Here is a 25,564-nt window from a genome sequence, read left to right as displayed (position 1 = left end):
GGGCACGTCACCCGCCGGAATAGGCAGGCGCCTCGCCCAAAGGCCGAGTATCCTAGCCATTCGAGCCATATGAGCAACATGCTCGGCGTCAGCACGAGGAGGCCCCTTGGACACGTCCCAGCCAAACCCAGAGAACAGCAACGGGCCCGACATCGGCACACCCACCCCGTTGAACGTGCTGCGCGAGACCTTCGGCTATCCCTCGTTTCGCCCGCACCAGGCAGAGATCATCGACGCCGTCCTCGCCGGCCGCGATGTGCTCGCCGTCATGCCCACCTCGGCCGGCAAATCCATCTGCTACCAGGTGCCGGCCCTCGTGCTGGGCGGGCTCACCGTCGTGGTGTCGCCGCTCATCTCGCTCATGGCAGACCAGGTGGGAGCCCTGCGGCAGCTGGGCGTGGCGGCCGCCTGCCTCAACAGCTCACTTTCGCCGGCCGAGCGGGAGGGCGTGCTGCACGACGCAGCCTCGGGCTACTTGCGCCTGCTCTACGTGGCCCCAGAGCGCCTCGATGACCCAAGCTTTCTCGAGTTGGCGCGCGAGCGCGGCATCGCCCTGCTCGCCGTGGACGAGGCTCACTGCATCTCCCAATGGGGCAACGACTTCCGCCCCAGCTACCAGCGCATCATCGACTTCATAGCGGCGCTGCCCAAGCGTCCGCCCGTCTGCGCGCTCACCGCCACGGCCACACGCCAGGCACGCGAGGACATCGAGGCGGCGCTAGGGCTCGTCGATCCATTGCGCGTGGTGGCAAGCTTCGATCGCCCCAACCTCTCCTTTGCCGTGGAGCGGCCAGGCGGCGCCAAGGCAAAGGACCGTTCCCTCGTGGAGTTCGCGCGCAGCCGGCCGGACAAAAGCGGCATCGTCTACTGCATGAGCCGCCGCGCCGTGGAGACCGTCTGCGACCTGCTTTCGGAGCAGGGGCTTGCGGCCACGCGCTACCACGCCGGACTCTCTCCCGCCGAGCGCGACCGCAACCAGGAAGACTTCCTCTACGACCGCAAGACCATCATGGTGGCAACGAACGCCTTTGGCATGGGCATCGACAAGAGCAACGTCAACTACGTTGTGCACTACAACCTGCCGCTCTCGCTGGAGAACTACTACCAGGAGGCGGGGCGTGCCGGGCGCGACGGCACCAAGGCAGAGTGCCTGCTGCTCTACTCCCCCGGAGACGTCCACACCGCCGAGTTTCTCCTCGAACGCACCGAGCGCGACGACCTCACGCCCGAGCAGCTCGAGCAGCTGCGGGCCCACGACGCCGAGCGCCTGCGCCAGATGGTCTTCTACGCCACCACCACAGACTGTCTGCGCGCCTTCATCCTGCGCTACTTTGGCGAGGAGGCGCCAGCCTACTGCGGCAATTGCTCAAACTGCCTCGCAGACTTCGAGGAGCGAGACGAGCGCACCAACGCGCTCAAAATCGTAAGCTGCGTGGCCCGCGTGGCCATCCGCTGCCGGGAGACGGGCGCTTACTCAGACACGGTGGGGGCGGGCACCATCGTTGACATCCTGCGGGGTTCGCGCGCGCAAAAGATGCTCGACCGCGGCTGGGACACCCTCTCCACCTACGGCATCATGTCCGACGTGCCCGTGACGCACATCCGCACCCTCATCGACGAGCTCGTCTTTCGCGGCGTGCTCGCGCGCTCCGCCGGCAAGTACCCAACCATCTCGCTCACGGCAGCAAGCATGCCGTTCTTGCGCGAGGACGCCCCGTTTATGGTGAAGGTGGCCAAGGGCAAGCCGCGCAAGAAGCGCAGCGAGTGGGCCGAGGGCGGCGCATCTGCCCGTGACACGGCGCAGGCGGCCGAGACCTTCGAACCCTCGCCCGACGACGAGGCGCTCTTCGCCGAGCTTCGCGAACTCAGAAGCGAACTCGCCCGCGAGCAGCAGGTGCCACCCTACTTCATCTTCTCCAACGCAACGCTGCAGGCCCTGTGCCGCATCCGTCCCGCCACGGCGGAGGAGCTCCTCGACGTCCCCGGCGTCGGCGCCAAAAAGGCCGAGCGCTACGGCGAGACGTTCCTGGCAAAGATCGCTGCGCACGCCTAGCGGGCGCTTCGCGACGTGCCGAGGCAACACGCGCGAATGGCGAGGCACCTGCCGCCATCGCAGGCTCGCTTCATGCAGGGCAAGCCGCCACGTGCGGGTGGCGCGATAGCGCCTCGCCGTCCACACCAACCGCCAATACGCAAGATTGCCGGCACCCTCACTCGGGCATACTGCGATCGGACGGGCTTGGGGAAGCCCGAGGAGAGGAGCACAGTATGTCCAGCCAGGCAGTTGCCGAGGCGCTTGCGGCGCTTGGGCTTGGGAAGAGCCGTCTCATCAAGGACACCACGCGCGAGGAGCGCATCGAGATCATCCACAAATCGCTCTCGTGGTGCGGCGAGGGAAGTTGCGAGAACTGTGGCTCGTGCCGCCTGGGCTCGGGCGACCCCTATGCCATCTACCGGCCCTACGTGGACGGCCTCAAGGAAATCAGCGAGATAAACGCCGAGATCGCCGCCGAGCGCGAGCATCGCATGGAGCGCGGGTAAGGCCGGGCGCGGGCACGCACCACTCGCAGGCACCTCGGCTACAATCAATCGAACACACCAGCACAAGAGGGCCGCGGCGACAGCGTCGCCGCAGACAGGAGACTTCATGCGCACCGTGAACGTCGGCATCATCGGCCTTGGCACCGTGGGCGGCGGCGTCGCCCGACTCATCCTCTCCCACCACGACGACTACGTTGCCAGCTACGGCATCGACCTCAACGTCAAGCGCGGCTGCGCGCTCAACGAGGCCGCCGCTGCCGCCTGCGGCATCACCGGCGACGCCTTCACCAGCGACTGGCACGACGTCGTGAACGACCCGGATATCGACATCGTGGTGGAGCTCATCGGCGGAGAGCACCCCGCCACCGAGATCTACGAGGCTGCCTTTGCCGCCGGCAAGCACGTCGTCACCGCCAACAAGGCCTTGCTCGGACGCCACGTCGAGCGTCTTGCTGGCCTGGCACGCGAGGCGGGAGTGCAGCTTCGCTGCGAGGCTGCGGCCGCCGGCGGCATCCCGGTGGTGGAGGCCCTCGAGCACAGCTTCATGGGCAACCACATCCTCACCATCGCCGGCATCATGAACGGCACCACCAACTACATCCTCTCGCGCATGACGACCGAGGGCTCCAACTTTGCCGACGTCCTCGCCGACGCCCAGCGCCTGGGCTATGCCGAGGCCGATCCCACAGCCGATGTCGACGGCTTTGACGCCGCCAGCAAGACGGCCATCCTCGCGAGCATCAGCTTCCACACCCGCGTCACCACCGACGACGTCTACCAGCAGGGCATCCGCAAGATCTCTGCCGAGGACATCGCGGTGGCCAAGGACCTGGGCTACACCATCAAGCTTCTGGGCATCGCGCGCAACACCCCCGAGGGCGTCGAGGCTCGCGTGCACCCCACGATGATCCCGTCCACCCACCAGCTCGCCGCCGTCTCCGGCGCCATGAACGCCGTGTACGTGGTAGGCGACGCCGTGGGCGAGACAATGTTCTACGGTGCTGGCGCCGGCTCCTTCCCCACCGCGAGCGCCGTCGTGGGCGACATCTTTGCCCTGGCCGAGCCCATCAGCCGCGGCGAGAAGCCGCTCGCCGAGGTCAAGCCCTACGAGCACGTGCTGCCGGTGCTGCCCATCGAGAAGCTTTCCAACAGCTTCTACGTGCGCCTGCGCATCGCCGACGAGGTGGGCGTGCTTGCCCCCGTGGTTGCCGCCTTTGCCGAGGCGGGCATCTCCATCTCGCAGATCAACCAGCTGGAGACCGAGACCGACGGCGCCTGCTCCGTGGTCTTCATCACCCACGAGGCCAGTGAGGCCGCCATGGAGAACGCCACCACCGCCCTGGAGGCCCTGCCAGGCGTGTGCAAGGTGGCCAACGTCATCCGCATCGAGAACATCGCCCGCTGGACCGAGGGCGTCTTCGACAACTAAGGGCCTAACGGCGCGATTAGACCAGGCGGCACGCGGAGCCGAGACGTACGCCGGGCTCTGGGCGCCATACGGAGGCCAAGCGCCGAAGCAGGCCGAGGCGCGCGACACCCGCCGGTCATCACCAAGGGCCGAAGCGGCCAGCTTCCAGTGGGCAACAAAAAGCACCGAGGCGCACGTCAACAGCCCTCGCATCACATAGCTGCCAGGCGTGCTAACGCAAAGCGGGCGACCACCACCGTGGCCGCCCGCTCCTTTACTCAAACAAGCCCCAGCGCCGAAGCCGCAGAGCGGCACCGCGGAGTCACCGGAGGCGGCCGCCGAGCGCCCGGTGGAACTTGGCGTTGGGCGATTTCTGGAGCGCCCTTCGCTCCAGCTGAGCCCAAGCCAAGTCCGGCAGAGCACCCAGCAGCAGCCCGGGGATTACATCAGCGCTACTTTGCGATGAGCTGGGAGATCTGATCGTCCCTGCGTGCGATCTGCTCGTCCTTCTCGGCAAGCTGCTTGGAGCACAGGTCGTCCTTCTGGGCAAGCTGCTCCTTCAGGAACTCCACCGTCTCGCGAAGCTCGGCGACAAGCTCCTCGGTTGCCGCGGGAATGGCCTCAGGCCTGGCAATGTTCTTAGAGCCTGCGGGGCGACCTCGCTTGGCGCCGCCCTTCTCGAAGTGATTGCCAAACTCTTCGACCGCATAGTCGTCAATGACAAAGGCACGCCCTTCCTTTACAACGTGCCCGTCGAAAAGGCCAAGACTCACGAGGCGGTTCTTTGCGGTGATCTTTGTGATGCCGTAGGCATCGGCAAGTTCAGATAGGCTGGAAGACATGGCGGTATACCTGCTTTCTCATATGCGCGAACCGTGTGTTCGCACCTACTTTGATGCTAACAAAGTAACACTAAGCTCCGTCAGTATTCGTAAAAAAGTCGCTCAACATTGTATATTTGCAGATGAAGGTTACAAAAACCTCTTCAATTTCTGCGTATCAGCAATGCATAACTAAGCGACCCCGCCATCAATAAGGCCAGAGAATCCCGCCTCGCAGGCACCCGGGCAAGAACTCTCCGTCACAGAGAAGCCGTCCGCCTTTCCACGCGCAAGACGGCTCACGACCCCCTCGGCAACATCGACATCCGTGGAGACGGCATCGACCAGCAACCGCGTCACACCAGCGGCAACAAGCCCTCCCGCACGCGAGACAAGGTCGACCGGCTCATCGAGGTAGACGCGGGAGCGCCCCCGCCCGTCAGTCACCGTGGGGAGGCGCCGGTCATCGACGTTGACCAGCCAATGCTTCTGGAGACGGCGACGACAGCTGGCATGGTTGCGATTGCAGCCGTAGGCAACCTGCAGCACGCAGTGCTCGCAGGTCATGAGACGCGGGCGTCCGAACACGGAGATGCCAAGCGCCACGTCCAGGCCCATGGCGTCGGCAGCGCTCGCCAGCTCGCCAATTTCGGCAAGGGAAAGCTCGGGAGACAGCCACACGCCACGGGCGCCAAGGCGGCCCAGCTGCGCCAGGGCCTCCACGTTGTGCACGGGAATGCAGCTCCTTGTCTCCGCCGCCACGCCAAGCTCGCGCGCAAGGGCAAGCTCGGACACATTCCCCACCACCCCCTCCACCCCGGCCGCGACCCAGGGATCGAGCCGCGTGTGGTCCGGCTCCCGGCATACCTCGTCCAGCACGGGCACAAGATTCAGCTCGTGCGCCATCTCAACCTGCCCCGCCGAGGCCTCGATGCCAGAGACGTCGAGGTACACCCGCGTGGCACCCGCACTCCGAAGCACCCGGGCTTCATCCGCGTTGCTAACAAGGGCGCAGATCTCCACGCCGTCGGAGGCGCGCGCGAGAGGAAGGGACGAAACCCCCGGCTTGGCCTCGGCAGCCCTTCGCCTCGCATCTCCCGCATCGGCACCCTGCAAGGAGGCGCCGATGAGCGCCCCGGAATTATGCGACACGGCACCCTGGGTGGTGGCAACGGAGAGCGCCCCGGAGTCGTCTGCCCCGGCAGCCCAAGAGGTCGCGCCCGGCAGCATCTCGGAACCCACCGTCCCCGCACACCGAGCCCGCTCCGCTAAAGCACCCTCGCTGCCGCCTCCCTCGCCACAGTCGCGCCAGTCGCCCCGGCAGAGCTCGGCCTCCATAGCCGCAACGACCTCAGCCGCCGCACGCTCGAGCGCCACGCTCTTGGTAACGCGTGCCTCGCAGCCCGGCGGCATGGGCCGCGGAACGCGAACCCTCAGCTCCTTGCCCGGCCCGGCTTCGCCCGGCACCTCCACCACAAGAAAGCGCGTCGGTTCGACGGGATGGCGCAGCTCGAGGGAATCACCCCGGGAAACGGACGCCGTCAGGCTCACAAGCGCCTCGCCGCGCACCTGCTGACCGTCGCGGGGCACGAAGCCCGGTTCCGGCTCAAAGCCAACAACCTCGCCCACAAGCTCGCCACGGTTGCCAGACCGCTCATAGCTCATAAGCTCATTGCCCGAAGTCCCGCGCAGGTAGGCGTCCGTGAGGCCACGATTGAAGCTACGTTTGAGGTCTCGACGGCGCAAGCCCGCGCCATCAAGCCCCGAGCGCCAGGCGGCGACAACCGCGTGCACATAGGTCGCCGGCTTCATGCGGCCCTCGAGCTTGAGCGATGCCACACCCGCGGCCGCAAGCCCCGGGATGTCAACGATTGCGCAGTTGTCATGCGTGCAGAGCGGCCGCTCCCGCTCCAGAGGCTGCAGGCGCGTACCTTCCTCGCCCACAAGGTCAAACGGGAGTCGGCACGGCTGCGCGCAGAGACCACGGTTGGGGGAGCGCCCCTCACGCAGAAAGCTCGAGAGCATGCAGACGCCCGAGTAGCTGGGGCAGATGGCCCCATGCGCAAAGACCTCAAGCTCGCAGGGGGTGCCACCCTCGCGCGCCGCACGCTCACGCTCGGCCCGTGCGATCGCCCCGATCTCGGCAAGGGACAGCTCGCGCGAAAGCGTCACGCGCGCGGCACCCAGCCTCGCGCAGAGCGCGACGCCCCGCGCATCGTGCACATTGGCCTGCGTGGAAACGTGAACCTCTGCCCCGGGGAGCGCGCGGCGAACCTCGGCCAGCAGGCCCCAGTCCTGAATGATGAAGGCGTCGACGCTAGCGGCCGCGTAGCGCCCGAGCGCCTCGATGGCACCGGCAAGCTCGCCCTGCTTCACGACGATGTTGGCCGTCACATACACACGGGCTCTGCGCGCATGGGCAAAGGCGCAGAGGTCTGGGAGCTCATCCTCGGCGATGCCAGCCGCCTTGCGTCGGGCATTGAGTCCGCCCGCAATGCCGCAATAGATGGCGTCGGCACCCGCCGCAATGGCCGCCAGGAATGCTTCACGGTCACGTGCGGGCGCCAATAGCTCGGGCTTCTTTGCCATCATGCCTCTCCCTCGATTCACAAGAACACCAGTCTAGCGAAAGTCAATACGGCGGCCACTCACCGAAAGGCGCTTGAACCGCCCCGCAAGGCTCCCATCATTGCGTCCCGGAACCGACGTGCCGCACGGGCACAACCCGGCCGCAACCAGCAAGGGAGAGCATTATGAATCTGCGCGAGAAGTACGGCGAGTGGGGCGTTATCCTGGGCGCCACCGAGGGCGTTGGCAAGGCCTTCTGCGAGAAGATCGCCAAGGGTGGTATGAGCGTCGTGATGGTGGGCCGCCGCGAGGAGAAGCTCCACGAGCTCGCCAAGGAGATCGAGGCCACGTACGGCGTCCAGACCAAGGTCGTGCGCGCCGACTTCTCCCAGCCCGATGCCGCCGAGACGGTCTTCGCCGCCACCGAGGGGCTCGACATGGGCTTCATGAGCTATGTTGCCTGCCTGCACTCGTTTGGCAAGATCCAGGACACCCCCTGGGAGAAGCACGAGGCCATGATCAACGTGAACGTGGCGACGTTCCTCAAGTGCTTCCACCACTACATGCAGATCTTCGCCGCGCAGGACCGCGGTGCCGTCATCAATGTCTCCAGCATGACGGGCATCTCGAGCTCGCCGTGGAACGGTCAGTACGGCGCTGGCAAGGCATTCATTCTCAAGATGACCGAGGCCGTAGCCTGCGAGTGCGAGAAGACCGGCGTGGACGTTGAGGTCATCACGCTGGGCACCACGCTCACCCCGAGCCTGCTGCGCAACCTTCCGGGGGGTCCCAGGGCGAGGCGGTCATGAAGATTGCCCTCACGCCGGAGGAGTGCGTGGACGAGGCCTTCGAGAAGCTCGGCAAGGAGCTCTCGGTCATTGCAGGCGAGCGCAACAAGAAGAGTGTCCACGACTGGAAGGCCAACCACACCGAGGACGAGTACATCCGCTACATGGGCTCGTTCTACGCCGACAAGGACTAGCCGCTTGACGGGAGCGAAGATGGCGCGCATTGCGCGCATTTAGCATTCGCCCCACGCGGGCAAGGACCAGCCCCATTCTGACGTGCTGCTGCTCGCCAACGGCGAGTTCGCCCCACGTGGGCAAAGACCAGCCTGTAGAAGCGAGAAAGGCGGGCCGCCCATTCGGTTCGCCCCACACGGGCAAGGCCAGACGAAAGATAAGCCGCCTCGCGAGGCAGCCAGACAAAGAGGTGCCGGACCGCATTGGCGGCCGGCGCCTCTGCCCCTTCGCCCCGTGGCCCATCCCTCTTCCGGGACTTCATAGCCTCGCGCGACTGTCCCGTGTTTATTTTTTTCGTTTGTGAAGCTACTATTCCCGACCCCTGGAGTATCGGCTCCATGCGGCAAGCCATTGACCTGCATCTTTTCGCGGAGTAAAAGGAGGCGCTACTCAGAGCACCGCAAAAAACCACTTCACACTCGAAAAAATTAAACAAGAGACCCACATCCAGTCGAGCCCGCACGCCGAAACTCCACCTCAATGTGCAGCTTATTGCCAAGTCGCCTGGTGCCAGAGTCGGGCTTCAGTATTCCTCCGCGGCACGCAAATCGCAGGCGAGACGTCTCGCGGCGAATTCGGATGTCGAGATTCCACTCGCAGCATTCAGACCATCTACGGAGGTGCCCGGCTCCAGGTTCTTGCTTCGAGGCATCGTTCGCGATGTGCGGGCTGCCTGCTGGGTCACCAAACACTAACCTGTGGATTCCGTCCACAGCATGCGGATTGCAGGCAGGCCACCCGGCATCGGATTCGCGCGGCGGAATCCCCTTCTCCGCATCGACCAGCAACCCCCACATCGCTCATAATGGAACGTTGCAAGCCAGGCCGCCCAGCTGTGCCTTGGCTGGCAGCTGCACAACACACGCGGACAACCCAAGAAGGGCAGGACCAATGGTCTCACGCATCTACGTAGAGAAGAAGCCGGGCTTCGACGTGGAGGCGCAGCAGCTCCGCTCCGAGCTGCGCACCATCCTGGGCGTCAAGGGCCTCGAGGGCCTACGCCTCGTCAACCGCTACGACGTCGAGGGCATCGATGAGGAGCTGTTCCAGCGCTTCATCCCCGTCGTGTTCAGCGAGCCGCAGGTAGACACGGCCACCGCAGAGCTCCCCGTCCCCTCCCTCAAGCTCGGCGAGGACGGCTTCGTCACCGAGGCGCCAGAGGGCACGGCCGTCTTCGCCGTGGAGTACCTGCCCGGCCAGTTCGACCAGCGCGCAGACTCCGCCAGCGAGTGCGTGCAGCTCATCAGCGCCGGCGAGCGCCCGGATGTTCGCTCCGCCAAGGTCTACGTGCTCACCGGTGACCTCTCCGACGAGGACGTCGCCGCCATCAAGCACTACGTCATCAACCCGGTCGAGGCCCGCGAGGCATCGCTTGCCCCCAAGGCCACGCTCAAGATGGACGTTACCGTTCCCGAGAAGGTCGAGGTGCTCGACGGCTTCCGTAAGCTGGACGAGGCCGGCCTCAAGCAGCTCATCGCCAACCGCGGCCTGGCCATGGACCTCGCGGACACCAAGTTCTGCCAGGAGTACTTCGCGGCCGAGCAACGCGACCCCTCCATCACCGAGATTCGCGTCATCGACACCTACTGGTCTGACCACTGCCGCCACACCACCTTTGGCACGCAGCTCGAGAACGTCCAAATCGATGACGCCGCGGTGAAGGCCGCCTTCGAGAAGTACCTCGAGGTGCGTCACGAGCTTGGCCGCGACGCTAAGCCGGTCTGCCTCATGGACATGGGCACCATCGGCGCCAAGTGGCTCAAGCACACCGGCCAGCTCAAGAACCTGGACGAGTCCGAGGAGATCAACGCCTGCACCGTGAAGGTCACCGTGGACGTTGACGGCGAGGACCAGGACTGGCTCTTCCTCTTCAAGAACGAAACGCACAACCACCCCACCGAGATTGAGCCGTTCGGCGGCGCGGCCACCTGCATCGGCGGCGCCATCCGCGACCCGCTCTCCGGCCGCAGTTACGTCTACCAGGCCATGCGCGTCACCGGCGCGGCCGACCCCACGCGCCCCGTCTCCGAGACGCTTCCCGGCAAGCTCCCGCAGCGCAAGCTCGTGACCACCGCTGCTGCCGGCTACTCCAGCTACGGCAACCAGATTGGCCTCGCCACCGGCCAGGTTTCCGAGCTCTACCACCCCGGCTACATGGCCAAGCGCATGGAGGTGGGCGCCGTCGTGGGAGCCACGCCGGCCAACCACGTGCGCCGCGAGTGCCCCGCCCCCGGCGACAAGATCGTGCTGTTGGGCGGCCGCACCGGCCGCGACGGCATCGGCGGCGCCACCGGCTCGTCCAAGACGCAGAACGTCGAGAGCCTCGAGGAGTGCGGCGCCGAGGTGCAGAAGGGCAATGCCCCCATCGAGCGCAAGCTCCAGCGCCTCTTCCGCCGCGGCGACGCCTGCCGTCTCATCAAGCGCTGCAACGACTTTGGCGCCGGCGGCGTGAGCGTGGCCGTGGGCGAGCTGGCCGACGGACTGCACATCGACCTCAACAAGGTCACCAAGAAGTACGAGGGCCTCGATGGCACCGAGCTCGCCATCTCCGAGAGTCAGGAGCGCATGGCCGTGGCCCTGGCAGCCAGCGACGTTGACGAGTTCCTCGGCTACGCCCGCGAGGAGAACCTCGAGGCCACGGTCATCGCCACCGTCACCGAGGAGCCGCGCGTCCGCATCGAGTGGAACGGCGACACGATCGTCGACCTCTCTCGCGAGTTCCTTGCCAGCAACGGCGCCCCCAAGCACATGGACGTGCACGTGGAGGAGCAGGGCAAGTGGGAGCCCAGCTGGGAGGGCGCAAGCTTTGGCGAGCGCATGAACTCGCTGGTCACCGACCTCAACGTTGCCTCCAACAAGGGCCTCTCCGAGCGCTTCGACTCCACCATCGGCGCAGCCACCGTGCTCATGCCGTTTGGCGGCAAGCACCAGCTCACGCCGAGCATGGCCATGGTCGCCAAGTTCCCGGTGACGGGCGAGACCACCACGGCCTCCGCCATGGCCTGGGGCTTCAACCCCTACCTCATGGAGCAGAACCAGTTCGCCGGCGCCTACCTCTCCGTAGTCGAGAGCATCGCGCGCCTGGTGGCTGCCGGATTCCGCCACGAGGACGCCTACCTCTCCTTCCAGGAGTACTTCGAGCGCCTGCGTGACGTGCCCGAGCGCTGGGGCAAGCCGGCCGCGGCCGTGCTGGGCGCCCTCATGGCGCAGATTGACCTGGGCGCCGGCGCCATCGGTGGCAAGGACTCCATGAGCGGCAGCTTTGAGGAGCAGGGGGCCGAGCTCAACGTGCCGCCCACCCTCATCAGCTTCGCCGTGGCCGTGGGCAAGGCCGCCCGCGTCACCTCCCCCGAGTTCAAGGGAGCCGGCCACCGCGTCATCTGCATCGACCCGGCCGAGTACGGCGACGACTGGCGCCCGGAGGTCACGGGCCTGCTCGAGGCCTTCGAGCTGGTGGAGGGGCTCGTGGAGCGCGGCGAGGCCCTGGCCATCTCCACCCCGGGCTACGGCGGAGACGCCGAGGCCCTCTTCAAGATGTGCGTGGGCAACGGCATTGGCGTGACGCTGGACCCGAACGTCCCGGCAGACAGCCTCTTTGCCCCCGCCTACGGCAGCTTCATCGTTGAGCTGGCCGACGGCGCCAAGCTTCCCGAGCACACGGACGCGGTGGCAATCTCCGTCATCGGCGAGACCACCGAGTCCTACGAGCTCGTGGCCGAGGGCGAGCATGTTGATCTCGCCAGCCTGCAGGAGGCCTGGGAGCACAGCATCGAGGGCGTCTTCCCCTACCGTACCGCCGCCGGCGCCAAGCTGCCCGAGGTGCCCGCCGAGACCTGGCTCGCGGCCGACCATGGCACCGCGCCCGCCGTCTTCACCGGCGTCAAGATCGCGCGCCCGCGCGTCATCATCCCCGTGTTCCCAGGCAACAACTGCGAGTACGACTCCGCGCGCGCCTTCGAGGCCGCCGGCGCCGAGGCCGACGTCTTCGTCATCAACAACCTCACGCCCGAGGCCGTTGCCGGGAGCACGGCCGAGCTTGCGCGCCGCATCCGCGAGAGCCAGATCGTGATGATTCCGGGTGGCTTCTCCGGCGGCGACGAGCCCGACGGCTCCGCGAAGTTCATCACGGCCTTCTTCCGCGCGCCCGAGGTCACCGAGGCAGTGCGTGACCTGCTCAAGGCCCGAGACGGCCTCATGCTGGGCATCTGCAACGGCTTCCAGGCCCTCATCAAGCTCGGCCTCGTGCCCTACGGCGACATCGTCGACGCCACGGCCGTCGCACCCACGCTCACGTTCAACACCATCGGCCGCCACCAGAGCCGCCTGGTGCGCACGCGCGTGGCCAGCGACCTCTCCCCGTGGATGAGTGCCTGCAAGCCGGGCGACGTCTACACCGTGGCCATCAGCCACGGCGAGGGTCGCTTCGTGGCGAGCGACGCCGTGCTCGACCAGCTGCGCGCCGGCGGGCAGATCGCCACGCAGTACGTGGGCGAGGACGGCAAGCCGAGCATGGACCTTGCCGTGAACCCCAACGGCTCGCTCGGCTGCATCGAGGGCATCACGAGCCCCGACGGCCGCGTGTTTGGCAAGATGGGTCACGTGGAGCGTCGCGGCGAGGGCCTCTACGCCAACGTACCGGGCGAGAAGTTCATGCCAATCTTTGAGAGTGGCGTGGCCTACTTCGCCTAACCACCCTGTCATATTTCCTTCCGTTCGATCTGACACATTTCGGGACCCAGGCGCACGCCTGGGTCCCGTTTTTCCACGCATCGCCATTCCCCTTGAAACAAATCCCTCCCCTCCCGCGTACTTCTCGTGAAGGCCTTCAGACCCACAAGCCACCACACGCGGCGGAGCACCCCCGCGTGCGCAACCAGAGGAGTAGGAGGTGGGTACGTGCAGAACGACGAGTTCAGACAGGCGGTCGAGCGCCATCGCGACATGGTGTTCCGCCTCGCCTACACCTACATGCGCGACGCGGCTGACGCCGACGACGTGGCGCAGGACGTGTTCGTGAAGCTGCTTCGCCACGATGACGCATTCATGTCCGACGGGCATCTCAGGAACTGGCTCGTGCGCGTCACCATCAACACGTGCAAGTCCCTGTTTCGACGGCCCTGGCGCCGCATCGAGTCCATCGAGTCCTACGCCGAGACGCTCGCAATGCCCAGCGAGGAGCACGTGGACCTGTTCACGCAGGTCATGAGGCTTTCCGAGAAGTACCGCGTGCCGCTCGTGCTCTACTACTGGGGCAACTACCCCACAGACGAGATCGCCCGGCTGCTACGCGTGCCGCCCGCGACCGTACGAACCCGCCTGACACGTGCCCGCACCCAGCTTCGCACCTATCTGAACGAGGAGGAATCATGGGAGCCCCACTCCATGGCAACACGCCCGAATCACTGATGGGCGAGGCCCTCGACAGCCTGCATGCCGCAGACGACCTGGCCGACCGCGCCCTCGCGGCGGCCCGCGGCTCCGCGAGGCGCCGCGGCCATGCACCACGGGTCGCCACCGTCCTTGCCCTCGCAATCGCCCTGACCCTGACCCTGGGCGGCACCGCCTACGCCATCGTGAACAGCGACCTTCTTGCCCGCGCCTATAGCGGACACGGGCTCGGCGACACCGCAGCCTGGAGCATCAGGGGAGACGACGGGAAGAGCGTCTACAACTTCTCCCAGAGCCTCACCCCCGCCGCCGGCGAGGACGTGGCCCAGACCATCGCGGACGCCACCGAGCCGGTCAACCTCACGACGACCGCGAACGGCTACACGCTCACGGTCGAGTCGATGGTCCTCGACGCCAACGGCGCGGGCGTCGCCACGTTCACGCTCGCGAGCGACCACGGCTTCAGGCTGCTTCCCGACGCCGTGCCCGGCGAGCTGGTGTTTGACGGCGATTCTGACCTGGGGCTCGTCTCTATGGAGTTCCCCGGCGGGGACTTCCCGGATACCCGCTGCTACTACGACGCCTCGGCCTCGACCGACACCGAGCTCCACGGCACCATGTACTTCACCTCGAAGGGGACGGACGCCTTTGCGAGCGGGGTTGCCTGGGTCCTTGGCGGCACGCCAGGTGGAGATGCCGTCACCGGCACTTTCACGCCCAGCAGGGTCGTGGGCACGCGGGAGTTCTCCGACGAATCGGGGACCGTCGTCAGCCTCTCCCCGCTCAGCCTCAAGGCCAGTTTTTCCAATGCGCAGGGTGAGCACAGCATGGACCTGCTCCAGCTCAGCCATGCCGACGGCACGACCCAGACAGTCCTCGACCACGACTACGACTCCGGAGCAACGAGCGAGACCAACTACTACACCTCCTACAGATGGGACGAGGGTGACGACGAGTGCATAATCCTCTCGCTCTCGCAGATCACCGACCCCGCCACCGTTGACAGCGTCTTGATGGGCGTGCACCGGTACGCCAACGACGGGAGGAAGGACGCCTCCTGCGCCCTCACGCCCACGTCCTAACCCCCCCCGCTGTCACATTTCCTTCCGGATGATATGTCGCATTTTGGGCTCGCCGGCCACTCGCCCATCCTGTCGCGCTTTCATCCGTATGATTCGTCATATCACGAACCAGGACGCCTACCTGCCCACCGCGCGCAGGTAGGCGTTCGCGTAGCCGAGCCAGGCGTTCTTGGTGGCCAGGTCACCTTGCAGCCCTGGTCGGTATGCTCCGCGTGAAGTCTCCGCCGGACGCCTCGCCCCTCTTGGCCGCGACGGCCGCCTTGCCCGCCTCGCCTAAGGGGTCGTAGCTGCCCGAGATGCGCAGGCTGCCAAGCTCGGCGCCCATCGTGGTGCCGTCGCCGGATGCGGGGGCCATCGCCGCGAGCGGCTTGACCCTGGCGCCGCAGTGGGTGCAGAACTTGACGCCATCCTCGAGCTGCGCGCCGCATCGCGCGCAGCACATGGAGACCTCCCCTTCCGAGGCATGTCACGATTCGCGTGTCGTCCTGCCAAGCGCAACCTCACGGCCGGACAATTTGTTGCACAACAAATCACGGCCTCCCCGCCGCTGCGGGCGGGCCCCACCGTGCCCGCACCGTGAAAATGTGACGAATCATGCGGAGGGGAATGTGACAAGGGGAGCGGGGCGCTAATTTGACTCTTTCCCAGCGGATATATAGGATTTCTGACCACGTCGCGAGCGACCAGAGGAGGAAACGTGGAGCAGCACCAGGCGGGGCACCAGGGTTCGGCCCTGCGCGCCGCCTTCCCGCTTACGGTTCCCATCCTTGCGGGCTTCCTGCTCACGGGAGCCACCTGCGGCATCTACGCAACCTCCATGGGCCTCCCCTGGTGGACGCCCACGTGCGGTGCCGGCCCTCGTGCTCATTTTCCTCACGCGCTTCGTGCCGTTCTGGGCCTTTCCGCCCGGCAAGCCCACGTCGGCCTACATCACCCACCTCGGCAAGGCCCTTCCCGGAGCGGTCTTTGCACTGCTCGTGGTCTACTGCCTCAAGGATGTGAACCCGCTCGCGGGCACCCATGAGACGCCCGAGGCCATCAGCATCGCGCTGGTGGTTGCCGCCTACCTGTGGCGCCGCAACATGCTCCTCAGCATTTTTGCCGGCACGGCGCTCTACATGGTGCTCGTGAACCTCGCGCTCGTATAGGCGACATTCGCAGACACCATCAACCCTGTCCGCGGCACGCTCGCCGGACAGCCCCGCAATAGCCTCAAGCCGCCTTGGCGGCCACAACCGACCTTGGAGCCCTCCATGCCAGGACTCGGAACGCTCATCAACGTAGCCTGCATCATCGGCGGCGGCCTCGTGGGCCTCGTCGCAAGCTCCTTCGTGACGAAGCGCCTGCAAGACGCCCTCATGAAATCCTGCGGTGCCTGCGTGATGTTCGTGGGCATGGCCGGAGCGCTCGAGAAGATGCTAACTGCGAGCGCGACGGCAGACGGCAGCATTACGCTCGGAAGCACCGGCAGCATGGTGCTCGTGGGAAGCATGGCCGTGGGCGCGGCCATCGGCGAGGCGCTCGACATCGATGGTCGCTTCGAGGGCCTTGGCACCTGGCTGCGCGACCGAACCGGTAGCCAAGGCGACTCCAGCTTTGTGGACGGGTTTGTCACGGCCTCGCTCACCGTGTGCATCGGCGCCATGGCCATCGTTGGCTCGATTCAAGACGGGCTCACCGGCGATTGGTCGATGCTCGCGCTCAAGGGCGTGATGGATGCGATCATCGTCTGCGCCATGACAGCGAGCATGGGCAGGGGATGCGTCTTCGCCGCCCTGCCCGTGGGCGTCTTCCAGGGCCTCATGACCGCCCTCGCCACGCTGCTGCAGCCCATCATCACAAACGCCGCCCTCGCGAACCTCTCACTCGTAGGTTCGGTGCTGATTTTCTGCGTTGGCGTGAACCTCATCTGGCCGCACACCTTCAAGCCGGCGAACATGCTGCCGGCCGTGGTCATCGCTGCCGTGGCGGCGTATCTTTAGGCACGCCTCATACGCTCCTCGACATGGGAGAATCACTTTGGAGCGAAATGCCGCTTGCCAGCAGCTTCTCTGCCTAACGCATGGCCCGCCCCATGCCGTTGGCGAGGCGCGCTTCACCTGCCAGGATTCTTGTGGGCTTCATTTCCGCGCGAAAGCCCTTAGATACGATGTGCCTCGTAACTCAGCCCGGTCAGCGCCTCGAAGCTTGTGCGGACGGCATCCTCCGATATATTGCAGGTGAGCTCCCAAAGGGGCACGTTGGTCAAGACGGCATCGATGACCTCGAGCGCTCGCGAGGCGGCAGGCTCGTCGAAGGGCATAAAGGTCTGGCGGAGCATAGTGTCCAGGAACTCGAACGGCTCCACGCGACGAATGGAACACGTGCGCCCACGCCTGATGAGGCAGACACCCCGCAGCGGCGCCGAGTCGTTCTCAAAGATTCGCTCCTTGCCGCCCCACGGCGATCCCCACACGGTAACGTCGGAAGCGCACTCTCCGCCCCCGGAGACAACCGGCTTGTCGCCGCTCAGGATATGCGCGGCGCGGCCGAGATAGCGTTGCCAGAGGAACGCATGCGTGCTCTTGCCCGTTCCACTCGAAGCCGTGAAGACATAGCCAGCACTGCGATACTTCATCGCGACGCCGTGGAAGATGATGCGATGACGCAGGGGCAACATGTCGCCAAACGCCTTGTAAAGGCCGTCCATATCGGCAAGCACTCGATTGCCAGACGGATTGCTGCGCTCCCAGTCCAACGCAGCCGGGATGGAATCAATCTCGAGAGCATGGCTCGCGTCACGCAACCCGGGGCAATTGGATGACTGAATCGCAAATGACTCGAAGGCCTCGAAGGCCTCAACATACCGCGCTATTGCGACCTGAGAAAACCCACCCACCGAAACTGGCAGTTCAGCCCGTGTACCCACCGCATCCAACCATCTTTTGAGAGCATCTCGGCGCACGCCATACTACACAACCTGGAGGCGGCCATGGGGCATGGCTTACGTCGGGAATCTATTACTACAGCTCGGAGTCAGGACCCAGCCCGTGGATAATTGGGCCCATGTCTTGGTCGTCACCCTTACCGCCGCTCGTTCTGATTATATCGCCCGGCGTGCGCACGAGAATCAGACGAGGCTCCTCGTAAGCAGCGGCAGGAACTACGCAAGCGTCAAACGACTTCCCACACACGCCCCTAAACTCCTCATGCGCGCTATTTGTCACCATGCCGTGTTCCCTAATCGATGATTGCGCCAAAGCCGGGTGTGTCGTCGCCCTTTGATTGCCCGCCCTGATTCGAGGACGAGCCATCACCGGACCCACCGCCTGCGGTGTCTTGAGCCGAATCGGATTTATCGGCAGACGAGCCGTTGGCGCCCTGCGTGACAGAGCCACCCGTGGAGTCCTTCTGGCAATCTGATTCGGAGCCACCCTGTTTAACCGAGGAGACGCCAGAATTCACCGCCCCGCCATCCGGTTCCCCGTCAGCTTGCGTGTCGACACCATCGTCGAAGGAGCCAACCCCCTCGGAGGGCAGCACGGCCTCGGCTGAAGCGCCAGCATCGCCGCTCACCGCTTCTTGCACGAACGCGGTATCCGACGCTGCGGAAGACGAGTTCGAGTCTCCCGTAGACGACGTCGAGTCATTCACAATCGCAGACAAACCGGCGCTCGTAGAACTCGCCGAGCCGATTCCGGAACCCGACCGTGACCCCCTGGCAACCAGCACGCCCAATACTACGCAAACCGCAACCGCGATACCGATGCCAACGACAACGTCTCTGCGCCGGGGGGAAGGTCTACCCGTCACGGCCGGCTTCGCATACCGAACATGCCTTGAGCCTCCCGACACGAGATTCCCCGGCCCTTTGAAACGCTCGCGACCCATGCCGCCCCCTAGCACCAAGATAGGCTGGACGGGCAGAAGATCCCGACCGACCCACATCATTTTGCAGCTCTGCTGTTACGCTACTGCTACTCCAGGCCAAGACCATCGTCAGCGCTCGAGAGGCTGCCGCCATCCTCGCCGCTCGTACCACCGTTGTCAGTACGAATATCATCGGCGCCGATAATAATGACCTTCATCTCGGGATCGTCATACAGCTTCATTATCAAATCCTCTCTTGTCTTCGCGCGCTAGCGCACCATTTGCTTTACTTGGCACCCTCAAGTAGTTTCACGGCGCCAATGGTCTCAGACGGACCAGTGACAACCGTGCCGTCCATCGTGGTCCACGAGGGGGTCACCTTGAAGGAGCCATCGAAGTCTGCCGCTATGCCTTTGAGGTAGGCCCTGCACCACAGAAGCGGAGAGCTAAAGCCCTCAGGCAGCTGCTTGGCATACACATCGCTCGCATAAGTCTTGGCACCATTGGCCGTAACGTAATCCCAGTTGTTAAGGGTATTGATGACCGCCTTACGACCGGTCGCCGCGCCCGTGTTGTCAAGCTCCTCAATCTTGAAGGTGGCACCGTTGTAGTTGTAGCTTTCCTTCGCAATCATGAAGCGTGCAATCCACGTGGAGCCGCCGGTCGGCTTGGTCGTGGGACCCTCGCTCTTGACATCAAGCAGAGAGGCCGGGACGAACTTTGCGTATGCGTAGCCGGCGGTAGCATCCTTTACGAGCGCAGCCTGGTCGGCAGCGCCCTCCTTCAACTGCAGCTCCTTCGGGAGAACGTCGGAGACGTAGCCGTTATTGGCCGTACCCGTACGAAGGTCGCCGCCACGGGTGTACCAACCGGCGAAGACGTAGCCGTCGGGGGCGGTGTCTCCCTCGATGCCGGAGGTGGCGCCGGCCTTAGGCGCGGTGTAGGTGCCATTGGCACGGTAGGCGCTCACGTCCCAGCCGGCCTGGAGGTCATGGACCGGGCTGTAGGCATACGCGTGGCCATCGCCCTCGATGCTCGTGTCAGCATTCTTGGCAATCTCGTACTTGCCGTACACCTGGGGCTTGCCAAGCGGGAGGTTCGCCGTCACCGTGGCGCCCTGAGCGGCATCGCTGGGATCGGTCGCAGACTCCGTGGCCCCGTCGGTCAGCTTGTCCGCCTTCGCAGCGACCAGCTTCTCCAGGTCATCAACGCTCGCCTGGCCAGCGAGCTTCCACAGACCACGGCTCTTGCTCGCATCCGTCACACTCTCGGATACCGCGTTCTGGCTGTCGAAGCGCGCGGACGCCTTGTACTGGCCGGACGTGAGGTGATCGCCGACGTACTCGGACTTGAAGCCGCCGAAGCTCGGGGTGTCGGAGCTCGTGCTGAAGGTAACCGGGCCGTTAGATTCGGTTGTCTCCTGCTCGTACAAATTAGCGGCCGTATCCAGATAGACAGCCGGAAGCTCGCCGACCTGGCTATCGGCGGGGATGTCGGACACGACGCTGTCCGTCAGATACGCCTTTGCGGCACCCTCGAGCTGAAGCGTCGCTTTGATATTCACATCTCCGATCTTGGCACGCCCGCCCGGCGCGATGTAGCCGAACTGGGTGTCATGCGCAACGAGCTTCGCACCCGTCGGCTGGCCGTTATTCGTACCGTCGATACGGACGGTGCCGAGGTCGTCACCGTTGCCATTCGCGTTAAAGCTTGCATCGTCGGTCGGGTTGATCACGACGGTGCCGTACGACTGGATTGCCTGATACTTGGCATTCTCGGCCGTGAAGCGACCGTCGGTGATGGTCAGCTTGCTGTTGTTCCCGGCGGTTACGCAATAGGTTCCGCCGTAGTTGCCCTTGTTGTCTTCCGTCCAGCCGGTCCCACCCTCGACCTGGCCCATAAAGCCCGACGGGGCAGCACCGAGCACTGCCGTCGCAGGCTTGCTGGCATCGCTGCTCGAGACAAGCTTGATGGTGTAGGCTTCACCCCTACCGTTATCGGACACGATGTCGCCGGTGCCCTTGGTCTCGAAAGAGCCGCCGGGCTGAACCGTAATGGGCTTGACCGCACCAAGGGGCGAACCCTCGTTGCGGGCGTCGTTGATATTGACGTCCTGGAACGTGAGCTTGGCACGATCGGCAACGTTGAACTCGATGCCGTAGAGGTACGCATCCGGGTTGCCGGTCTTGTTGACGATGGTCACGTCGTGGTCGATGTTGACGGACTCGGGGGTGGTGCCAAACGTTGCGCTATAAGAGGGCTTACCAAAAATGCTGGTATGGAAAAAGTTGAACAGGCCATTGCCATCCTCGCCGTTACCGGTGAGCTCAATGGTGGAAGCCCCGCTTTTGACAGCATCGATGAACTGCTGGCCACCGCGGGTTACCTGGACGGTATCGACCGCACCAGCCGCGGGCTGGACGGTATCGGCCGCGCCGTTGTCAGCGGTAGCCGTGGCCTGCTGGGTGTCCGAGGCGGTCGTGGCCGCCTGCGTGGTGGCCGTGGCCGTAGTTGCAGCCGTGGTCTCGGACTGGGCAGCCTTGGTGGTCGCGGCGTCCTGCGTGGTGGCCGCGGCAGTGGTCGCGGGCTGCTCGGCGGCAACCGCGAACACGGGCGTTGCCGTGAGGGCGAGACCGAGGATCACGGCACTTGCGGCGCGCGTGATACGAGGAGTCACCCCACCCCAAGCACTCTTCTTCATGTCCCTCTTGCTCCCCTCGTCAACGGTGCGCCGCCCCTGTGATGGCGCATCTGAAACCACCGAATATGCATTCAGGAAAAAGACAGACCACAGTGTAGGCAATTCCAAAAGGTGGCCCTCCCCCGTTTCTGTAACGCTTGCGTAAGGGCTACCGCCTTCTGGTCAACTTCTTCCATCTTTAATTGAGAAATGTTTATTTACCAGCTTGTTTACCTATTTCCCATTTTTTTGATTGATTGTCAGGTTCGTATTTCGGGAAACGCGAAACAGATTTTCCACCTTTACGTCAGCATTACAGATTTCATACAAGCCTGTTTCACTTTTATGCACGCGAGCGTCCATGCTAGGCCCGTCTGGCCTTTCTGCAGGCCTATGCCGATTGGCTGGGGCGCGCCCACCCCAAAACGAGAAAGAAGGACGTTCATGGCCCAACTCAACCCGAATATCTCGCGTCGCGGCTTCATGCGCCTGGCGCTCGCCGGAGCCGGCGCCGCCGCATTCGCCTGGGCCTTCGCCCAGGACCCCGAGGCCGCCTACGCGGCGGAGGAGGCCTCTGCCGCCGCGCCCTACGCCAACACCGTGAAGGTCGCGATTCTCTCCGACATCCACTACATGTCGCACACGCTCTTCGCCGAGAACGACGCGTTCCACTCCGCGGAGAACTCCGACCGCAAGCTCTTCCGCCAGAGCGCCGACATCCTCGACAAGGCGCTCCAGGACGTACGCGCCTACAAGCCGAACGCCATCTTCGTCTCCGGCGACCTCACCAAGGACGGCGAGCAAGTCTGCCACAACGAGGTGCGCACCAAGCTGCTCCAGGCCGCCGGCGACAGCGCCGAGGGCTGCGTCGTCCGCATCATCAACGGCAACCACGACATCAACAACAACGTCGACGGCCGCAACTTCAAGGAGATCGCCGCCAACGGCGAGGCCGCCCCGGCCGGCACCGTCAAGCCCTCCGAGTTCCGCAGCGACACCTACTACGGCAAATGCGGCTACAACGACGCGGACGAGCTCTACGTCAACAGCTCGTACTACCCGCAGCCCGAGCCCGGCCACGACGCCACGGCCGGTGCCGCCTCCTACGTCACGCACTTCGACGGCACGGACGGCACCAAGGTCACGATGATCTGCGTCGACTCCTGCCGCTACTCCTACGACACCACCGACACCGGCACCGACGAGCACGAGACCCACGGCCGCATCACCGGCGTGCCCAAGGACGCCGACGGCAACGCCGTGTTCGACCCGAGCCAACTCGGCACGACGGGCCTGCTGCCCTGGATCCTCAAGAAGGCGCAGGACGCCAAGAACAACGGCGACGTCGTCTTCGCCATGCAGCACCACGGCATCGTGGCGCACTTCGGCCAGGAGCCGACTATCTTCGCCGACTACCTCGTCGAGGACTACGACGTGGTGGCCCGGTACTACGCGTGGGCGGGTATCAGCTGCGTGCTCACCGGCCACATGCACGCCAACGACGTGGCGGTGCACCAGTTCCCCGAGTTCCGGGACACGTCGAACCACCCCACCGCCGTACCCGCCATCTACGACATCGAGACCTGCGCCACCATCACTTACCCGTCCGACATCCGCTACCTCACGCTGAACTTCGGAAAGGACGCGGACGGCGCCACGGGCGCGACCCTCGCCTTCGCCTCGCACAAGCTGGGCGCGGTGACCTATACGCTGAAGAACGAGGACGGCTCGCTCGCCAACTGGGACGACGCCGGCACGCCCGCTCAGGCCGAGATTGCCGACATCACGGAGTTCGGCCACGAGCGCCTCATCTCCAAGGCGCTGCTCACCAACGTCGTGGGCGTGTACGGCGCCATGGCGCTCAAGTACATCGAGGCCACGGACGGCCCGCACTTCATCGAGAGCCTGAAGATCCCCGGTGGCGGCATCAAGGCACTGCTCGCAAGCATGCTGAGCTCAACGCTCGCGCCGGACGCGACCGAGGAGCTCACGGCCGACCAGCTCAACGGCGCCGTCTTCAAGTTCCTGGCGAAGTACCTGACGGACGCCGGATACACGAGTGTGGACGCGGGGCTGAAGATTGCCGTACCGAACAAGGACCTTGCACTCGGCATGACGTACCAGACGGTGCTCGGCAAGGCCATCAGCATCTGGTACAACACCGCGAACAGCCTCATCACCATCAACAACACCGACAACGCAAGCACCGCGGCCATCACCCTTGCGACCACGCCCGAGCAGGACGCGCGCGCTGCGCAGATCGTGTACGACACCGTGGCCGAGAACGGCGGCGTCATGCCCGCCGCCGTGGTGAACCTCAACGCCACCATCTCCGCCACGGGCGACGTCTCGCTCGACACTTTCCTCAACGCGGTGTTCGCCGACCTCGACGCGATCATCACGAACAACGGCGTCGAGGGCGCCAAGCTGCTCGACACGGTCCAGCGCATCCTCGTCGACGCCTGCGACGCCCCGATTCCGGCGAACCCCAGCGAGAACCTGCTTGGCATCATCAACTACGCCTACGCCGACCACCTCAAGGGCGACGAGAAGCGCGACGCCTGGGTGCAGACCGCCCTCGACGCGATGAACACGAACACGGGCGTGGACGCCGACGGCAACAAGGTCGAGAACGACGGCTCGCTCATCTCGTTCATCCGCAAGGCCGTGGACGGCAATGCCGACGACGCCGGACAGGCCAAGGCCGCCGACCTCATGCTCATCCTCGCCGCGATCCACACCGACGCGACCAAGCTCGCGAGCATCGATGCCGGCGCGGTCTTCACCAGCATCATCAAGAAACTGCTCTCGAGCAACTACGGCACCGCCGACAAGCTCGTCTCCGCCCTCGCCGGCTCGGACAGCACCCCCGGCATGGCCATCCCCGACATCCCGGCGCTGCGCACGTTTGTGATGCCAATCCTCTACACCCTCACCGAGGACGACAACACCGCCAAGCCGGGCGATGACGCCGAGAGCGGCACCGAGCCCGACGCCTCGAAGGTCGACCCCTCGGCCGGCCTCGAGAACCAGGGCGACCACCACTTCGGCTTCACCGTGGGCACGGGTGCGCTGACCGGCGAGGTCGTGATCTCTGGCGACAGCGTGAGCGAGAACGCCGCCAAGCTGCAGCTCGGCAAGACGCTCCAGCTCACCGCCACCTACCAGAGCAACGCCCCGCAGACCTACGCCGCCTACGACGGCAAGTGGAGCTCCGACAACGAGTCCGTCGCGACTGTTGACGCACAGAGCGGCCTCGTGACCGCCGTCACGCTCGGCACCGCCAACATCAGCGCGATGGTCAACGGCACCACGGCGAGCGTCGCCGTCACCGTCGTCGCAGCCGAGGTCGCCGGCGCCGACATCCTCAACGTCGACTTCCGCCGCCGCTCCGCGCAGGACTGGACGGGCAAGCACGCCCCAGACCGCTCGCGCTACCGCGGTGGCACGCGCATGGACAAGACGCTGCGCCAGCCCGTCGCGATGATGGACGGCAAGGGCGGCCTGGGCTACAAGCTCACCGAGGACGACTACTCGGCGATGCAGAATGGCTTCACAATGGAGCTGCTCTTCAAGGTGCCGAGCGCCAAGGCCGACGGCAAGAACCAGCGCGGCCTGTTTGACAACGTGCAGAACGATGGCATGGGCCTTTACCTTGACAAGGACAACGGCGCGAAGCTCACCTTCGAGGTGAAGCAGGGCGCGAGCTCATCTAAGACCGTGAGCGTGAGCGGTGTCCAGGCCAACACCTGGTACCACGTCGTCGCCGTGAACGACAACGCGGGGACCGTCTCTGGCGAGGCTCGGATGACGCTGTACGTGAACGGCACGCAGAGCATCAACAGCCCCGACGCCCAGGCCGTCGGCAGCCAGGAGAAGTCCAACACCATCTACATCGGCGCCGGGGAGTCCAGGAACAACGGCGGCCCGGAGTACCCGGCCGCCCGCAACACGGCCATCGCCTTCGCACGCATCTACGGCAAGGCACTCTCGGCCGACGATGCCGCGCAGCTCTACGCAAAGAGCGGCCTCGCCAAGTAGCGAGCTCGCCTGGCGGGGCCCGCCAAACGGCAGCCGTAAGGTGTCCGGGGCGCCGTGCGCGCGGCGCCCCGGACGAGTGGCTCCGATTATCACTGCCACTTCGGCATGGCGCCCGGTCCCCGCAGCCGAGCGCGACGGGCCCGGAAGCCTCACGGCTTCCGGGC

At 65.2% G+C, this 25,564-nt stretch carries 18 protein-coding genes; 11 read left to right on the top strand and 7 right to left on the bottom strand.

Translation table 11 applies throughout. From position 1 onward, the window contains the following. Positions 1-106: 106 nt before the first annotated feature. From recQ to EFAMC2_RS09670, 3 genes are all read left to right on the top strand, one after another. Entirely contained in the window at positions 107-2,053 is a 1,947-nt protein-coding gene (gene recQ / locus EFAMC2_RS09680) for a DNA helicase RecQ (protein ID WP_261980251.1), read from the top strand. Between the two features lie 215 nt (positions 2,054-2,268). After that, on the top strand, positions 2,269-2,541 hold the full coding sequence (locus EFAMC2_RS09675) for a hypothetical protein (protein ID WP_154028978.1): 273 nt from the start codon (positions 2,269-2,271) through the stop codon (positions 2,539-2,541). A 106-nt stretch (positions 2,542-2,647) separates the two neighbouring features. Then, positions 2,648-3,970 carry a homoserine dehydrogenase gene (locus tag EFAMC2_RS09670; RefSeq protein ID WP_154028977.1) on the top strand — a complete coding sequence of 441 codons (1,323 nt, stop codon included), beginning with the start codon at positions 2,648-2,650 and terminating at the stop codon, positions 3,968-3,970. A gap of 431 nt (positions 3,971-4,401) precedes the next feature. Here the strand turns inward: EFAMC2_RS09670 and EFAMC2_RS09665 are convergent, their stop codons facing one another. Then, positions 4,402-4,791 carry a hypothetical protein gene (locus EFAMC2_RS09665; protein WP_154028976.1) on the bottom strand — a complete coding sequence of 130 codons (390 nt, stop codon included), beginning with the start codon at positions 4,789-4,791 and terminating at the stop codon, positions 4,402-4,404. Between the two features lie 171 nt (positions 4,792-4,962). Next, positions 4,963-7,362, bottom strand: coding sequence for a U32 family peptidase (locus tag EFAMC2_RS09660; RefSeq protein WP_154028975.1), 2,400 nt, complete (start codon positions 7,360-7,362; stop codon positions 4,963-4,965). Positions 7,363-7,523: 161 nt separating this feature from the next. Here EFAMC2_RS09660 and EFAMC2_RS09655 point away from each other — a divergent pair, with 161 nt between their 5' ends. From EFAMC2_RS09655 to EFAMC2_RS09635, 5 genes are all read left to right on the top strand, one after another. After that, positions 7,524-8,147, top strand: a complete 624-nt coding sequence (locus EFAMC2_RS09655) for an SDR family NAD(P)-dependent oxidoreductase (RefSeq protein WP_222838594.1) — start codon at positions 7,524-7,526, stop codon at positions 8,145-8,147. After that, positions 8,144-8,320: a hypothetical protein gene (locus EFAMC2_RS09650; RefSeq protein WP_222838593.1), complete on the top strand. Its 177-nt coding sequence runs from the start codon at positions 8,144-8,146 to the stop codon at positions 8,318-8,320. The genes EFAMC2_RS09655 and EFAMC2_RS09650 overlap by 4 nt, the downstream gene beginning before the upstream one ends. Before the next feature lie 931 nt (positions 8,321-9,251). Beyond that, positions 9,252-13,049 (top strand): phosphoribosylformylglycinamidine synthase, encoded by a 3,798-nt coding sequence (locus EFAMC2_RS09645; RefSeq protein ID WP_154028974.1) that lies wholly within the window; start codon positions 9,252-9,254, stop codon positions 13,047-13,049. 207 nt (positions 13,050-13,256) lie between these two features. Beyond that, positions 13,257-13,766, top strand: coding sequence for an RNA polymerase sigma factor (locus EFAMC2_RS09640; protein ID WP_261980250.1), 510 nt, complete (start codon positions 13,257-13,259; stop codon positions 13,764-13,766). Then, complete coding sequence (locus EFAMC2_RS09635) at positions 13,727-14,830, top strand: hypothetical protein (protein WP_154028973.1); 1,104 nt, start codon at positions 13,727-13,729, stop codon at positions 14,828-14,830. The genes EFAMC2_RS09640 and EFAMC2_RS09635 overlap by 40 nt, the downstream gene beginning before the upstream one ends. A gap of 181 nt (positions 14,831-15,011) precedes the next feature. Here the strand turns inward: EFAMC2_RS09635 and EFAMC2_RS09630 are convergent, their stop codons facing one another. After that, positions 15,012-15,272, bottom strand: a complete 261-nt coding sequence (locus EFAMC2_RS09630) for a zinc-ribbon domain-containing protein (RefSeq protein WP_154028972.1) — start codon at positions 15,270-15,272, stop codon at positions 15,012-15,014. Positions 15,273-15,690: 418 nt separating this feature from the next. Here EFAMC2_RS09630 and EFAMC2_RS09625 point away from each other — a divergent pair, with 418 nt between their 5' ends. Further along, positions 15,691-15,978: a branched-chain amino acid transporter permease gene (locus EFAMC2_RS09625; protein WP_293819677.1), complete on the top strand. Its 288-nt coding sequence runs from the start codon at positions 15,691-15,693 to the stop codon at positions 15,976-15,978. Between the two features lie 105 nt (positions 15,979-16,083). Next, on the top strand, positions 16,084-16,812 hold the full coding sequence (locus EFAMC2_RS09620; protein ID WP_154028970.1) for a DUF554 domain-containing protein: 729 nt from the start codon (positions 16,084-16,086) through the stop codon (positions 16,810-16,812). A gap of 158 nt (positions 16,813-16,970) precedes the next feature. On the opposite strand, the gene EFAMC2_RS09615 is transcribed toward EFAMC2_RS09620, so the two are convergent. From EFAMC2_RS09615 to EFAMC2_RS09605, 4 genes are all read right to left on the bottom strand, one after another. Beyond that, complete coding sequence (locus EFAMC2_RS09615; RefSeq protein ID WP_154028969.1) at positions 16,971-17,519, bottom strand: hypothetical protein; 549 nt, start codon at positions 17,517-17,519, stop codon at positions 16,971-16,973. A gap of 530 nt (positions 17,520-18,049) precedes the next feature. Next, on the bottom strand, positions 18,050-18,397 hold the full coding sequence (locus EFAMC2_RS09610; RefSeq protein WP_154028968.1) for a hypothetical protein: 348 nt from the start codon (positions 18,395-18,397) through the stop codon (positions 18,050-18,052). Positions 18,398-18,786: 389 nt separating this feature from the next. After that, complete coding sequence (locus EFAMC2_RS10420) at positions 18,787-18,921, bottom strand: hypothetical protein (protein ID WP_261980249.1); 135 nt, start codon at positions 18,919-18,921, stop codon at positions 18,787-18,789. 44 nt (positions 18,922-18,965) lie between these two features. Then, positions 18,966-21,380: a hypothetical protein gene (locus EFAMC2_RS09605; protein ID WP_154028967.1), complete on the bottom strand. Its 2,415-nt coding sequence runs from the start codon at positions 21,378-21,380 to the stop codon at positions 18,966-18,968. A gap of 423 nt (positions 21,381-21,803) precedes the next feature. Here EFAMC2_RS09605 and EFAMC2_RS09600 point away from each other — a divergent pair, with 423 nt between their 5' ends. Next, positions 21,804-25,400, top strand: a complete 3,597-nt coding sequence (locus EFAMC2_RS09600) for a LamG-like jellyroll fold domain-containing protein (protein ID WP_187325276.1) — start codon at positions 21,804-21,806, stop codon at positions 25,398-25,400. Positions 25,401-25,564: the final 164 nt, after the last annotated feature.

The organism is Olsenella uli, from assembly GCF_901212655.1.
Lineage (GTDB): Bacteria > Actinomycetota > Coriobacteriia > Coriobacteriales > Atopobiaceae > Parolsenella > Parolsenella uli_A.
Note: the sequence above shows the minus strand (reverse complement) of the source record. Positions and strands in the feature narration are given on the sequence as shown.